This is a genomic window from Streptomyces sp. SYP-A7185 (assembly GCF_046103685.1).
GTDB lineage: Bacteria > Actinomycetota > Actinomycetes > Streptomycetales > Streptomycetaceae > Streptomyces.
On the sequence record NZ_CP122310.1, the window covers coordinates 2,939,832 to 2,952,432 of the forward strand.

General features: G+C 72.9%; 17 protein-coding genes. 3 read left to right on the plus strand and 14 right to left on the minus strand.

From position 1 onward, the window contains the following. Positions 1-60: 60 nt before the first annotated feature. From trpA to QBL25_RS12940, 8 genes are all read right to left on the minus strand, one after another. Positions 61-876 (minus strand): tryptophan synthase subunit alpha, encoded by an 816-nt coding sequence (gene trpA / locus QBL25_RS12905; RefSeq protein WP_409057179.1) that lies wholly within the window; start codon positions 874-876, stop codon positions 61-63. Continuing rightward, positions 873-2,159 (minus strand): tryptophan synthase subunit beta, encoded by a 1,287-nt coding sequence (gene trpB / locus QBL25_RS12910; protein WP_409057180.1) that lies wholly within the window; start codon positions 2,157-2,159, stop codon positions 873-875. The genes trpA and trpB overlap by 4 nt, the downstream gene beginning before the upstream one ends. Positions 2,160-2,260: 101 nt before the next feature. Further along, the gene (trpM, locus tag QBL25_RS12915; RefSeq protein ID WP_409057181.1) at positions 2,261-2,482 is read right to left on the minus strand and encodes a tryptophan biosynthesis modulator TrpM; all 222 of its coding nucleotides are present in this window, start codon (positions 2,480-2,482) and stop codon (positions 2,261-2,263) included. Positions 2,483-2,491: 9 nt separating this feature from the next. Further along, entirely contained in the window at positions 2,492-3,301 is an 810-nt protein-coding gene (gene trpC, locus QBL25_RS12920) for an indole-3-glycerol phosphate synthase TrpC (RefSeq protein WP_409057182.1), read from the minus strand. Between the two features lie 185 nt (positions 3,302-3,486). Further along, positions 3,487-3,939, minus strand: a complete 453-nt coding sequence (locus QBL25_RS12925; protein WP_409057183.1) for a DUF2752 domain-containing protein — start codon at positions 3,937-3,939, stop codon at positions 3,487-3,489. A gap of 105 nt (positions 3,940-4,044) precedes the next feature. Beyond that, positions 4,045-4,284 carry an HGxxPAAW family protein gene (locus tag QBL25_RS12930; protein ID WP_409057184.1) on the minus strand — a complete coding sequence of 80 codons (240 nt, stop codon included), beginning with the start codon at positions 4,282-4,284 and terminating at the stop codon, positions 4,045-4,047. 91 nt (positions 4,285-4,375) lie between these two features. Further along, positions 4,376-5,071: a TIGR02234 family membrane protein gene (locus QBL25_RS12935; RefSeq protein ID WP_409057185.1), complete on the minus strand. Its 696-nt coding sequence runs from the start codon at positions 5,069-5,071 to the stop codon at positions 4,376-4,378. Then, positions 5,055-6,557, minus strand: coding sequence for an anthranilate synthase component I (locus QBL25_RS12940; protein WP_409057186.1), 1,503 nt, complete (start codon positions 6,555-6,557; stop codon positions 5,055-5,057). Before QBL25_RS12940 ends, QBL25_RS12935 begins: the two co-directional genes overlap by 17 nt. 78 nt (positions 6,558-6,635) lie before the next feature. On the opposite strand from QBL25_RS12940, the gene QBL25_RS12945 reads away from it, so the two are divergent. Next, entirely contained in the window at positions 6,636-7,100 is a 465-nt protein-coding gene (locus QBL25_RS12945) for a hypothetical protein (protein ID WP_409057187.1), read from the plus strand. On the opposite strand, the gene hisI is transcribed toward QBL25_RS12945, so the two are convergent. After that, the gene (hisI, locus tag QBL25_RS12950; protein ID WP_409057188.1) at positions 7,081-7,461 is read right to left on the minus strand and encodes a phosphoribosyl-AMP cyclohydrolase; all 381 of its coding nucleotides are present in this window, start codon (positions 7,459-7,461) and stop codon (positions 7,081-7,083) included. The genes QBL25_RS12945 and hisI overlap by 20 nt on opposite strands. A gap of 81 nt (positions 7,462-7,542) precedes the next feature. On the opposite strand from hisI, the gene QBL25_RS12955 reads away from it, so the two are divergent. After that, positions 7,543-8,178: a TIGR03085 family metal-binding protein gene (locus QBL25_RS12955; RefSeq protein WP_409057189.1), complete on the plus strand. Its 636-nt coding sequence runs from the start codon at positions 7,543-7,545 to the stop codon at positions 8,176-8,178. After that, complete coding sequence (locus tag QBL25_RS12960) at positions 8,178-8,579, plus strand: VOC family protein (RefSeq protein ID WP_409057190.1); 402 nt, start codon at positions 8,178-8,180, stop codon at positions 8,577-8,579. The genes QBL25_RS12955 and QBL25_RS12960 overlap by 1 nt, the downstream gene beginning before the upstream one ends. Before the next feature lie 9 nt (positions 8,580-8,588). Here the strand turns inward: QBL25_RS12960 and QBL25_RS12965 are convergent, their stop codons facing one another. The 5 genes from QBL25_RS12965 to priA all read right to left on the minus strand — a co-directional run bounded on the left by QBL25_RS12965 (position 8,589) and on the right by priA (position 12,586). Next, entirely contained in the window at positions 8,589-9,950 is a 1,362-nt protein-coding gene (locus tag QBL25_RS12965; RefSeq protein WP_409057191.1) for an MFS transporter, read from the minus strand. Between the two features lie 14 nt (positions 9,951-9,964). Further along, entirely contained in the window at positions 9,965-10,564 is a 600-nt protein-coding gene (locus tag QBL25_RS12970) for a winged helix-turn-helix domain-containing protein (protein ID WP_409057192.1), read from the minus strand. A gap of 137 nt (positions 10,565-10,701) precedes the next feature. After that, positions 10,702-11,457, minus strand: coding sequence for an imidazole glycerol phosphate synthase subunit HisF (hisF, locus tag QBL25_RS12975; protein WP_409057193.1), 756 nt, complete (start codon positions 11,455-11,457; stop codon positions 10,702-10,704). Beyond that, positions 11,454-11,861 carry a RidA family protein gene (locus QBL25_RS12980; RefSeq protein WP_409057194.1) on the minus strand — a complete coding sequence of 136 codons (408 nt, stop codon included), beginning with the start codon at positions 11,859-11,861 and terminating at the stop codon, positions 11,454-11,456. The genes hisF and QBL25_RS12980 overlap by 4 nt, the downstream gene beginning before the upstream one ends. Next, on the minus strand, positions 11,858-12,586 hold the full coding sequence (priA, locus tag QBL25_RS12985; protein WP_409062628.1) for a bifunctional 1-(5-phosphoribosyl)-5-((5-phosphoribosylamino)methylideneamino)imidazole-4-carboxamide isomerase/phosphoribosylanthranilate isomerase PriA: 729 nt from the start codon (positions 12,584-12,586) through the stop codon (positions 11,858-11,860). The genes QBL25_RS12980 and priA overlap by 4 nt, the downstream gene beginning before the upstream one ends. Between the last annotated feature and the right edge of the window lie 15 nt (positions 12,587-12,601).

Genomic DNA, 12,601 nt, shown 5'->3' on the forward strand with positions numbered 1-12,601 from the left:
CCGCCAACGAACCGGGGAGGCACGAGCATGCCTCCCCGGTCCCAGGTCCACCCGTACGAGTTACGCCGTGCCGCGAACTCCCCGGGCGAGGTCGCTCGCCAGTGCGCGGACGGCTTCGAGCCCCGCGGCCTCGTCCGGGGCGTCGAGGAGACGCTGGACGAACGCCGAACCGACGATCACGCCGTCGGCGAAGCCCGCGACCTCGGCGGCCTGGCGGGCGTTGGAGACTCCGAGGCCGACGCAGACCGGCAGCTCCGTGGTGGCCTTGGTGCGGCGCACCAGCTCCTGCGCCTGCTCCCCGACGGACTCGCGGGTACCCGTGACGCCCATCAGCGAGGCCGCGTACACGAAGCCGGAGCCGGCCGCGGTGATGGTGGCGAGCCGCGCGTCCTTGCTGCTCGGCGCGACGACGAAGACCGTCGCCAGGCCGTGCTTGTCGGCGTGCTCCCTCCACAGGCCCGACTCCTGGACGGGCAGGTCGGGCAGGATGCACCCGGCGCCGCCCGCCTCGGCGAGCTCGGCGGTGAAACGCTCGACGCCGTAGCGGTCGATCGGGTTCCAGTACGTCATGACGAGCACGGGCTTGCCGGTGGCCTCGTGGGCCTCGCGGACCGTGCGCATCACGTCGGCGATCTTCAGGCCCGCCTTGAGCGCGATGTCGTCGGCGGTCTGGATGACGGGGCCGTCGAGGACCGGGTCGCTGTGCGGGAGGCCGACCTCGACCACGTCGGCGCCGCCGTCGAAGACGGCCTTGATGGCCGCGATGCCGCCGTCCACGGTCGGGAACCCGGCCGGGAGGTAGGCGATGAGGGCGGAGCGCCCCTCCGCCTTGGCGGCCGCGAGGGTGTCGTCCAACAGCCGGATGTTGCCGCTCACTTGGCGTCCCCCTCGATCTCCGCGGCGTCACTGCCCGCGTCCGCCTCGACGGCGGCGTCCGTGTCGTACAGGCCGAAGTAGCGGGCGGCCGTGTCCATGTCCTTGTCGCCGCGGCCGGACAGGTTGATGACGATCAGCCCGTCCTTGCCGAGCTCCTTGCCGACCTCCAGGGCTCCGGCGAGCGCGTGGGCGCTCTCGATCGCCGGGATGATGCCCTCGGTGCGCGACAGGAGGCGCAGGGCCTGCATGGCCGCGTCGTCGGTGACGGCGCGGTACTCGCCGCGGCCGCTGTCCTTGAGGTAGGCGTGCTCGGGGCCGATGCCCGGGTAGTCCAGTCCGGCGGAGATCGAGTAGGGCTCGGTGATCTGGCCCTCCTCGTCCTGGAGGACGTACGACCGCGAGCCGTGCAGGATGCCCGGCTCGCCCGCGGTCAGCGTGGCCGCGTGCTCGCCGGTCTCGACTCCGTGGCCCGCGGGCTCGCACCCGATGAGCCGGACCCCGGCGTCCGGGATGAAGGCGTGGAAGAGGCCGATGGCGTTCGAGCCGCCGCCCACGCAGGCGACGGCGGCGTCGGGCAGGCGTCCGGCGCGCTCCAGGATCTGGCGGCGGGCCTCCACGCCGATGACGCGGTGGAAGTCGCGCACCATGGCGGGGAAGGGGTGCGGGCCCGCGACGGTCCCGAAGAGGTAGTGCGTGCGGTCCACGTTGGCGACCCAGTCGCGGAACGCCTCGTTGATGGCGTCCTTCAGGGTCCTGCTGCCGGACTTCACGGCGATGACCTCGGCGCCGAGCATGCGCATGCGGGCCACGTTCAGGGCCTGGCGCTCGGTGTCGATCTCACCCATGTAGATGGTGCATTCGAGGCCGAAGAGCGCGCAGGCGGTGGCGGTGGCGACGCCGTGCTGTCCGGCGCCGGTCTCCGCGATGACGCGGGTCTTGCCCATGCGCTTGGTGAGCAGGGCCTGGCCGAGCACGTTGTTGATCTTGTGCGAGCCGGTGTGGTTCAGGTCCTCGCGCTTGAGGAAGACCCGGGCGCCACCGGCGTGTTCGGCGAACCGGGGCACCTCGGTGAGGCTGCTCGGGCGCCCGGTGTAGTGGACGAGCAGGTCGTCGAGTTCGCGGGCGAACTCGGGGTCGCTCTTGGCCTTGTCGTACTCGACGGCGACCTCGTCCACGGCGGCGACGAGGGCCTCCGGGATGAACTTGCCGCCGAACGCGCCGAAGTAGCCCTCGGCGCTGGGGACTTGACCCTCCGGGTCGGGGTGGAAGTACTCGCTGGGCATGGCTCTACCTCACGTGGCGTGAATGGGTGATCTGCGATGCGATCGCCCCCGCCAGGGGCGCGGGGAACTGCGCGAGCAAGCCCCACCGGAGTGGAGGACGGCTACGCGCCGTGAAAGGCGGACGATTCGTCCGGCCGACGCGACGCCGTGGCTGGTCGCGCAGTTCCCCGCGCCCCTGACGGGGCGCTCGGCCATCGCATCCCGTTCACCTGGCCCGGCTCGTCGCCGATGACGTACCGCACCCGGCGGCCCCGCACGCGCCGCGCGGGCGCCCGGCAGCCGCGGGGGCGGCAGCCGGGGGCGAGGCGGGCGAAGGCGGTCATCGGGAGGGGTCAGCTCCGCCCGTGGCGCAGGGCCGGGTGCGCGCCCGCGGCGACGAGGTCGGAGACCGCGCCCTTCGGGTCGCGCCCGGTGACCAGGGACTCTCCGACCAGCACCGCGTCGGCGCCGGCGTTGGCGAACGCGATGAGGTCGTGCGGACCGCGCACACCGGACTCGGCAATCTTGACGACGCTGTCCGGCAGCTCGGGCGCGACGCGCTCGAAGGTGGAGCGGTCGACCTTCAGGGTCTTGAGGTCGCGGTTGTTCACGCCGATGACCCGGGCGCCCGCGTCCACGGCCCGCTCGGCCTCGTCCTCGTCGTGCACCTCGACGATCGGCGTGAGGCCGATCGAATGGGCGCGCTCGATGAGCGACTCCAGGGCGGGCTGCTCCAGGGCGGCGACGATCAGCAGGGCGAGGTCGGCGCCGTACGCCCGGGCCTCCCACAGCTGGTACGAGGTGACGATGAAGTCCTTGCGGAGCACCGGGATGTCGACCTTGGCGCGGACGGCCTCCAGGTCGGCGAGCGATCCGCCGAAGCGACGCTGCTCGGTGAGCACGGAGATGACGGCGGCGCCGCCCGCCTCGTAGTCGGCGGCGAGCCCGGCCGGGTCGGCGATCGCGGCGAGCGCGCCCTTGGACGGGCTGGAGCGCTTGACCTCGCAGATGACCTTGACGCCGTCACCGCGCAGGGCGGCGACCCCGTCCTTGGCCGCAGGAGCCTTCGCCGCGCGCTCCTTGAGCTCGTCGAGGCTGACGCGCGCCTGCCGCTCCGCGAGGTCGGCACGGACTCCGTCGATGATCTCGTCGAGCACACTCACGCGAGCGGCCCCCTTCCCTGACGGTGAAGCTGCTGTTTGAACCTCAGGCTGTTCGGCTGCCTCATCCGGCATTCCGATGGTCACTGCGATGGTATCCGCAGGAGGGCGAAGGGCCCGCATCCGGTTGACGCCAGTCCCACGTCCTGGACACCGAAAGGGCCCGCCGCCTGCGGTTTCTCGAATTGTCACGGGTGCAGCCATGCCCCGAACGGCAGATTGCGCACGAGGGTGAACACCCCGATCAGCGCCCCGGCCGCGTACAGCTGCGCGGGCCCCAACTCGATCCGCAGGCGTCGGCCGCGGGCCGCGCGGACCGCCCAGAGCGTCCACAGGACCGCGAAGACGCCGTACCCGGCGACGGCGAGCGCGTTGGCGCCCAGGGCCGTCGCGAGGTCGCCGTGGACGACGGCGTGCGCGCTGCGCAGTCCGCCGCAGCCGGGGCAGAAGACGCCGGTGAGCTGGAGCAGCGGGCAGGCGGGGTAGTGGCCGGGCTCGTTCGGGTCGACCGTCCCCACGTAGGCGAAGGCGGCGATCACCGCGCCGAGCACGCCGACGGGCACGGCGAGGCGCCGCAGGGCGGTGCCGGTGGTGCCGGCGGGCGGTGCCGCGCTCTCGGGTTCAGCGTTCACCCGACGCATTGTGCCCCTCGGGGGCGGCCGGTGCCCGGCAGGGAAACGCGAAAAGAGGCGGTCCCGGCCGCTGCCGGTACCGCCTCCTCGTACGTCCGGGCGGGCCCGGAGGAGTCAGCCCTCGGAGTGCGCGAGCTGAGCGGCCTTCGGCTGCGGCTGGCGCTTGGCCTGGCCCAGGCCCGCGGCACGCATGGCCATGCCCACGACGCCACCGGCGACGACGATGACCATGCCGGCCCAGAAGCCCATCGGGTTGGCCATCACCATGAAGGCACCCGATACGCAGAAACCGATGAAGGCGATGATGACACCGGTCCAGGCGGCCGGGGTGTGTCCGTGGCTGCTGCCCGCCATGACTTGCTCCTCGTTGCTGTATGCGTGGTGGTGAGTCGAACGCTCACGGCTCCATTGTCCCGTACTCGCGCACGTGCCGTGAGCGCGGGGTCTATGCCTCGCGCGTGGGGTCCTCGCCGCGGTCGAGGGCCTTCCACAGGTCCTCGGGGCGGTCCGGGTCGACCTTCGGCGGGGCCTTGCGCGGGCGGGGTGCGCCGTCGCGTTCGTAGCGCCCCGACATCGCGGGCCAGGACCTGCCGTACGTCAGGGCGAGCAGCCCGGCGACCAGGATCAGCGCGCCCGCGGCGGCCGCGGCGTACGGCCAGGCGGTGTGGCTGAGATCACCGATGGTGGCGGCGGTGTCGCCGGAGGCCTCGGCGGCCTTCTCGTCCAGGGCGTCGCTGTCGTTCGCGCCGAGGAGGGCGGCGACCACCGTGCCCGCGCCGCTCAGGGCGAGCAGCAGCGAGACGAGCATCCGTCCGGCCTTGCGGACGGCGAAGACGGCGACGAGCGCGGCGAGGCCCACTATGGCGAGCGCCGCGGGCACGCCCGTGACGTCGCTGCCCGTGGCGCTCAGCGGCAGGTCGCCGCCGGCCACCGAGGCGGTGCCGTCGGCCCAGGTCTGGCGGGAGGCGAGCAGGGCGAGGGCCGCGCCGACCGCGCCGCACAGGAGGGCGACGCCGATGGTGCGCCGCCCGCTGCGCTGGGCCCGGGTCTCGGGCCCGGCGTCGGCCTCGGCGGCGTCGGCGGCCTGGGTGCGGGGCGGTGGTACGGCTGAAGTCACCCCTCCACTATCCCTCACGTTCATCGGTGCTCCGCAGCCGGTTGGCCGTGTGGATGGCCCGCAGGACCGCCGCCGCCTTGTTGCGGCACTCGGTGTCCTCGGCCACCGGGTCGGAGTCGGCGACGACCCCGGCTCCGGCCTGGACATATGCCGTGCCCTCGCGCAGGAGCGCGGTGCGGATGGCGATGGCGGTGTCGGAGTCGCCGGCGAAGTCGAGATATCCGACACAGCCGCCGTACAGGCCGCGCCGGGAGGGTTCCAGCTCGTCGATGATCTGCATCGCGCGGGGCTTGGGGGCGCCGGAGAGGGTGCCCGCGGGGAAGCAGGCGGTGAGGACGTCGAAGGCGGTGCGGCCCTCGGCGACCTGCCCGGTGACCGTCGACACGATGTGCATGACGTGGGAGTAGCGCTCGACGGACATGAAGTCGACGACCTCGACCGAGCCGGGCTCGCAGACGCGGCCCAGGTCGTTGCGGCCCAGGTCGACGAGCATCAGGTGCTCGGCCCGCTCCTTGGGGTCGGCGAGCAGTTCGTCGGCGAGCGCCTGGTCCTCCTGCGGGGTGGCGCCGCGCGGCCGGGTGCCCGCGATGGGGTGCACCATGGCGCGGCCGTCCTCGACCTTGACGAGTGCCTCGGGCGAGGACCCGACGACGTCGAAGCCCTCGAAGCGCAGGAGGTACATGTACGGCGACGGGTTGGTGGCCCGCAGCACGCGGTAGACGTCCAGCGCGCTGGCCTCGCACGGCGTCTCGAAGCGCTGCGAGGGGACGACCTGGAAGGCCTCGCCCGCGCGGATGCGCTCCTTGATGTCCTCGACGACCGCTTGGTACTGCTCGCCGCCCCACCGCTCGGTGTACGGGGGCAGTTCGGACGCCGGCAGCGCGGCCGGGGGCTGGGAGACCGCCCGCGACAGGTCGGCCTCCATCGCGTCGAGGCGGGCCACGGCGTCGGCGTACGCCGCGTCGACGCCCGTCTCCAGGTCGTTGTGGTTGATCGCGTTGGCGATCAGGAGCACCGAGCCGTCCCAGTGGTCCAGGACGGCGAGGTCGCTGGTGAGCAGCATCGTCAGCTCGGGCAGCTTGAGGTCGTCCTGCTCGCCGGGGCCGATCTTCTCCAGGCGCCGCACGATGTCGTAGCCGAGGTAGCCGACCATGCCGCCGGTGAAGGGCGGCATGCCGGAGGCCAGGTCGCGCGGGGTGTGCAGGGCCTCGACGGTGGCGCGCAGGGCGTCCAGCGGGTCGCCCGACGTGGGGACGCCGACGGGCGGGGTGCCCAGCCAGTGGGCCTCGCCGTCGCGGCTGGTGAGGGTGGCGGCGCTGCGGACACCGACGAAGGAGTAGCGAGACCAGGAGCGGCCGTTCTCCGCGGACTCCAGGAGGAACGTGCCGGGCCGCTCTGCGGCGAGCTTGCGGTAGAGGCCGACGGGAGTGTCGCCGTCCGCGAGGAGCCTGCGGCTGACGGGGATCACACGGCGGTCGCTCGCGAGCTTGCGGAAGGTCTCGAGATCCATGGGAGGAGCTTACGGCCGTGCGGGTGGCGGGCGGTGTCGCGGGCACAAAGCCGCGGCGCCTGCCACTAGAACGGGACGATGACCGACCGCCGTACGCTGACCGCCTGTGCCCTCCTCCTCGCCTCGACCGCGTTCGCGGCCGGCGCGCCCGACCCGGTGGTGTGGCCCGCCCCGAAGGACGTGCCCGAGCGGGTGCGCGCCGCGGGCCTGGAGATGCTCGACTCCGAGGCGATGGACATGCACATCCACACCACCCTGAAGGTCTACTCCGGCTCGAGCCCCGTCACGGTGCCCGCGGACATCGGCATCGACCGCTCGGGGCCCAAGCCCCGCTACAGCCCGCTGCACACGCACGACACGACGGGCACCCTGCACGTGGAGTCCGAGCGCTGGCGGGACTTCACGCTGGGTCAGTTCATGACCGAGTGGGGCATCGGCGGCGTACGGGAGAAGTGCGACGCGGACGTCGCCGGGCGCCACTGGGCCGATCCGACCCGCGTCGTGCTGCGGGACGGCGAGACGATCACGCTCCGGTGCCGGTGAAGGTGACGGGGAGGACGTCGGTGTCGAAGCAGGTGCGGGTGCCGGTGTGACAGGCGGCGCCGATCTGGTCGACCTGGACCAGGACGGTGTCCGCGTCGCAGTCGAGGGCCACGGACTTCACGTACTGGAAGTGGCCCGACGTGTCGCCCTTGACCCAGTACTCCTGGCGGCTGCGCGACCAGTACGTGCAGCGGCCCGTGGTGAGGGTGCGGTGCAGTGCCTCGTCGTCCATCCAGCCCAGCATCAGGACCTCGCCGGTGTCGTACTGCTGGGCGACGGCGGGGACGAGGCCGTCCGCGCCGCGCTTGAGGCGGGCGGCGATCTCGGGGTCGAGGCTGCTGGGCGGGGGCGTGGCGGTCATGGGCCCATTGTGCCGCGCCCGGCGAGGCGGGAGGGCCCTGTCCACTGGGCGGACCGGGTACGGAGTCGTACGCTGGGGCGTATGTCGACCCATGCCAAGCGTGAACGACTTCTCCTGGCCGATCTGTTGGAGGCCGAGGGCCCTGATGCCCCCACCCTCTGCGAGGGCTGGAACACCCGTGATCTCGCGGCCCACGTGGTGGTCCGCGAGCGCCGCGCCGACGCGGCGGGCGGGCTGGTGATCAAGCAGCTCGCCCCGCGTCTCGAACGGGTGCAGGCCGAGTTCGCCGCGAAGCCGTACGAGGAACTGATCCAGCTGATCAGGACGGGACCGCCACGCTTCTCCCCCTTCTCCCTCAAGCAGATCGACGAGGCGTCGAACGCCGTCGAGTTCTACGTGCACACCGAGGACGTGCGCCGCGCGCGGCCCGACTGGACGCCGCGCGAGCTGGACCCGGTCTTCGCGGACGCCCTGTGGTCACGTCTGGAGCGGATGGCCCGCCTGGTGGGCCGCAAGGCGCCGGTGGGCGTGGTCCTGCGGCGCCCCGACGGCCAGACGGTGGTGGCGCACCGCGGCACTCCCGTGGTGACGGTGACCGGTGAGCCGTCCGAGCTGCTGATGTTCGCGCACGGGCGGCAGGACGCGGCGAACGTCGAGCTGGAGGGCGACAAGGACGCGATCGCCACGCTGCACGAGACGAAGCAACTGGGCATCTGATGATCAGGGTCGCGATGGCCGGGGTGTACGTGGACGACGTGGCCAAGGCGCACGCCTTCTACACCGACATCCTGGGCTTCGAGACCCGCAACCACGTGGTGCCGGGCGGCGGCACGCCCTTCGTCACGGTCGGCGCGGCAGGCGGTCACGGTGACGTGGAGCTGCTGCTCGAACCGGGCGAGGGGCCCATCGCCGAGCCGTACCACAAGGCCCTGCACGAGGCGGGGATCCCGTGCATCGTGCTCGGGGTCGACGACGTGCGGGCCGAGCACGAGCGGCTGAAGGGGCTCGGCGTGCGGTTCACGCACGGGCCGCGGACGCAGGGCCCGGTGATCACGGCGGTGCTCGACGACACGGTGGGGAATTTGGTGCAGCTGATGCAGACCGCGCGGGGCGCTTAACCGCGGGGCTCACCCTCGCGGTGCCGCGGTCGGCAGTTCGGCCGCCCGCAGCGCCCGCGAGCCGAGCCCGTACACCCCGGCCAGCGCGCACGTGGCCGCGCCGGCGGTGAAGACGGGCGCCGTCCCCCAGGCCCCCACCGCCCAGCCGGTCAGCGGGTACGTCAGCGGTGCCACGCCCAGGCTGACCAGTCCGGCGACGGAGGTGACCCGGCCGACGTACCGGGGATCGGACTCGGTCTGCGCGAGCGCGGAGGCCAGGGCTCCGGTGAGCCCCACCAGGAGACCGACGAGGAGCGCCGCCCCGGCCGCGGCCGCCAGGCTCGGGAGGTACGCCACGGCCGCGATCCCCACGGCTCCCGTCGCGCACGTCACGCAGAGCAGCAGCCCGGCCCGCGGCAGCCGCCCCCGCACGGTCAGCAGGAGCGCCGAGCCGCCGGCTCCCGCCCCGAACCCGGCGAGGACCAGGCCCACCCCCGAGGCGCCCCAGCCCCGCTCGTCGGCCAGCAGGGTGAGCCCGATGTTCAGCGGCCCGACGAAGCCCAGGTCCGCGAGGGCGACGACCACCATCAGCGGGGCGAGGACGCGGTGCCCTCTGATGTAGCGCAGCCCGTCGGCGAGTTCGTGCCACGCGGTCCGGCCGGCCTCCGTTCCTTCCGCCGCCCCTTCTCCCTGTTCTCCCCGGTGTTCTCCCCGGTGTTCTCCCCGGTGTTCTCCCCGGTGTTCTCCCCGCCGTTCTCCCCGCTGTCCGCCCCGCTCGGCGGGCAGCTTCGCGATGCGGACCGACATCAGCAGCGGCAGCGAGGCCGCGAAGAGCAGCCCGGCGACGCCGAACGCGGCGGCCGGTCCGCCGAGCGCGACGCCGAGACCGCCGAGCGGCGCCCCCACCACGTTGGCGAGCCGGATCACGAGGCCGCGCATGCCCTGGACGCGGGCCAGTTGGTGCCGGGCCGTGATGCGGGCCGGGAGCGCGCCCACCGCGGGCATGAACAGCGCGTCGACGGCCCCGAAGACGAAGCCGAGCGCCGCGAGGGCCCACACCCCGGGGCTCGTGAGGAGGAGCAGCCCCGCCACCGAGAACACCGCCACGCAGCGCACCGCGTCACTGCCGATGACGACCCGGCGGGGCCCGAACCGGTCGGCGACGACTCCCCCGCCCAGCATCAGGAGCGCGCGCGGCACGGCGCTGACGGCCATGACGAGGCCCGCCTGCGCGGGGCTCCCGGACTGGATGACGGCCCAGGAGAGCGCGAGGTAGTAGACGTTGTCGCCGACGGCCGACGCGCTGTACGCACCGAGCCAGCGCAGGACGTTGCCGTCCCGGTGTGCCGGTCTCTCCGTGGCGGGCGAGGGGCGTATGCCGGTGGTGGTCATGGGCGGTGGGCCTCTCAGATCCGGAACGGAAAGCTGGCCAGGTGCAGCGCGACGTTCTCGCGCCCCTCGGTGTCGCCCGCCGCCTCGGCGGCCTTGCCCTGTGCTTCGTACGTCCTGATCAGGGCGTGGATCTCGGCGTTCAGCCGGGTGAGTTCGGCCGGGTTCAGCCGGGCGAGGAAGTCCGACTGGTCGGCCGCGACCCGCCACTCGGCGCCCCACGCCTCCTGCTGGTCGAGGTAGGTCTCGTACTGCTCGCGGCGGTACGAGAGCAGGCCGCGCACGACGGCCGTGTGGGTGGCCGCGCCCTCCGGCGTGTCCCTGAAGTCCTCGTGCCGGAAGCTCAGGGTCTCCTGGGCCGCCTGCCACCAGCGCTCCCGCGCGTCCCCGCTCCGCGCCCCGGCCTCCTCGATGAGGCCGTGCTCCGCGAGCTTGCGCAGGTGGTAGCTGACCAGGGAGACCGCCTCGTCGACCTGCGCGGCCAGCTGCGACGCCGTCGAGGGGCCCGCCACGCGCAGAGCGCCGTAGACCCTCATCCGCAGCGGGTGGCCGAGCGCCTTGAGCGTGCCGAGGTCGGTAATGCGGCGGTTGGTGCCGCCGGGAGCGTCGTCGTCCATGACCTCACCGTAGATACGAAAGAAACATTGCGCAATATAAATTGCGCAACTTTCCTTTCGCATGCGGGCGGCAAGAGGGCGTCGAAAAGCCCCGGCCACCACTCGGTGACCGGGGCTCTCGCGAGACGACGCGCGGTTCAGCGGACCGGGTGGCCCGCCTCCCGCAAGGTGTCCTTGACCTCGCCGATCCGCAGGTCCCCGAAGTGGAAGACCGACGCGGCGAGGACCGCGTCCGCGCCCGCCGCGATCGCGGGCGGGAAGTGGTCGAGGCGGCCCGCGCCGCCGGACGCGATGACCGGGACGGTGACGTGCTTGCGGACGGCGGCGATCATCTCGATGTCGTAGCCGTCCTTGGTGCCGTCCGCGTCCATCGAGTTCAGCAGGATCTCCCCCGCGCCGAGCTCGGCGGCCTGGTGGGCCCACTCGACGGCGTCGATCCCGGCGGACTCGCGGCCGCCGTGGGTCGTCACCTCGAAGCTCCCGGAGGCGGTGCGCCGCGCGTCCACCGACAGGACGAGCACCTGGCGGCCGAACCGCTCCGCGATCTCACGGATCAGCTCGGGGCGCGCGATGGCGGCCGTGTTCACGCCGACCTTGTCCGCGCCGGCCCGCAGCAGCTTGTCGACGTCCTCGGCGGTGCGGACGCCGCCGCCGACCGTGAGCGGGATGAAGACCTGCTCGGCGGTGCGCCGGACCACGTCGTACGTCGTCTCGCGGTTGCCGGAGGACGCGGTGATGTCCAGGAAGGTGAGCTCGTCGGCGCCCTCGGCGTCGTACACCTTGGCCATCTCGACGGGGTCGCCCGCGTCGCGCAGGTTCTGGAAGTTGACGCCCTTGACGACGCGGCCGTTGTCCACGTCGAGGCAGGGGATCACCCGTACGGAGAGGGTCATTCCCTGTCACCCGCCCTCGGGCCGTACGCCTCCACCTCGACCTCGACGACCAGACTCGGGTCGACGAAGCCGGAGACGATGAGCAGCGAGGCGGCGGGGCGGACGTCGTCGAAGAGCTCCTTGTGGGCCCGGCCGACCTCCTCCACGTCCCGCGCGTGGGTCAGGTACATGCGGGTGCGGACGACGTGCTCGCGGCCCAGGCCCAGCTTCTTCAGGGCGTCGAAGGCGACCTGGAAGGCGTTCATCGCCTGCTCGTAGGGCGTTCCGGCGTCGATCACGCCGTTCACGACCGACGTGCAGCCCGACACCATGACGAGGCCGTTGGGCAGCTCGACGGCACGGGAGTAGCCGATGGCCTCCTCCCACGGTCCGCCGGAGTTCACCCTGCGCACGAGGTACGTCATGACGAGGCCACCGCGGCCAGTGCCTCTTCGAGCGTGAAGGCCTTCGCGTACAGCGCCTTGCCGACGATGGCACCCTCGACGCCCTGCGGGACGAGCTCGGCGATCGCGCGCAGGTCGTCCAGCGAGGAGACGCCGCCGGAGGCGACGACCGGGCGGTCGGTGGCCGCGCAGACGTTCTTCAGGAGCTCCAGGTTCGGGCCCTGGAGCGTGCCGTCCTTGGCGATGTCGGTGACGACGTACCGGGCGCAGCCCTCGGAGTCGAGGCGCGCCAGGGTCTCGTAGAGGTCGCCGCCGTCGCGGGTCCAGCCGCGGCCGCGCAGCGTGGTGCCGCGCACGTCGAGACCGACCGCGATCTTGTCGCCGTGCGACGCGATGATCTTGGCGACCCACTCCGGGGTCTCCAGGGCGGCCGTACCGAGGTTCACGCGCGTGCAGCCGGTGGCGAGCGCGGCCTCCAGGGAGGCGTCGTCGCGGATGCCGCCGGACAGCTCGACCTTGATGTCCATGGCGCCCGCGACCTCGGCGATGAGCGCGCGGTTGTCGCCGGTGCCGAACGCGGCGTCCAGGTCGACCAGGTGCAGCCACTCGGCGCCCGACCGCTGCCAGGACAGGGCGGCCTCCAGCGGCGAGCCGTAGGAGGTCTCCGATCCGGACTCACCGTGGACGAGGCGCACGGCCTGGCCGTCGCGGACGTCGACGGCGGGGAGGAGTTCGAGCTTGCTCACAGAGATCCCTGACAT